Raw genomic sequence first — 753 nt, forward strand, 5'->3', positions numbered from 1 at the left:
TTTTATTTTCTGTAAGAAAAGCTAGAAAGGATATCGGATGCAAGGATGGCTGGTGGTTCCCGTTTCTTTGGCGTACTTGGGAGCCCTATTTATAATCGCGTGGTACGGAGACATACAGAAGCGCTGGCTCGCCCGTTGGCGACCGTGGATTTATAGTCTCTCGATTGCGGTGTACTGTACCTCGTGGACCTTCTACGGCACGGTCGGACAGGCGAGCAGCAATCCTTGGTCTTTCTTGCCCATCTATATCGCGCCGATTTTGGTGTTTACCATCGGATGGCGAGTTCTGGCTCGACTCATTCTGATCGCGAAGCGCGAACACATCACTTCCATCGCTGATTTTATTGGTGCCCGTTACGGAAAATCGCAAGGTTTGGCGGTGGTCGTCACATTGATTGCGGTGGCAGGGATCTTGCCTTACATCGCCTTGCAGCTGCGTGGCATCACCATGGGGTTGGAGTTCATCGCCCCGGAATTGGCGACCGATTTTGGTTATCAGAATGACAGTGTGTCTTGGTTTGTCGTGGTGGCACTGGCCATTTTTACCATGTTGTTTGGTACTCGCCATATTGATAACACCGAGCATCACCGTGGGATGATGATGGCGATCGCGTTTGAATCCATCATCAAATTGCTGGCGTTTTTGGTGGTGGGGATTTTCATTGTCTGGTTGGCGATGAGCACGGAAAACTTGAGTCTGGTTGGAGTGGCTTCTGAAACCTACCAGTCGCCAAACATTCCAACCTTATTGCT

The 753-nt window shown here is 50.5% G+C and carries 1 pseudogene; it reads left to right on the plus strand.

What is annotated here, in order from left to right:
- Positions 1-37 precede the first annotated feature (37 nt).
- Positions 38-753, plus strand: a pseudogene (locus R7Z47_RS24650) (hybrid sensor histidine kinase/response regulator); the annotation flags it as partial.

This window comes from Vibrio sp. 1641, from assembly GCF_033339995.1.
Classification (GTDB): domain Bacteria; phylum Pseudomonadota; class Gammaproteobacteria; order Enterobacterales; family Vibrionaceae; genus Vibrio; species Vibrio alginolyticus.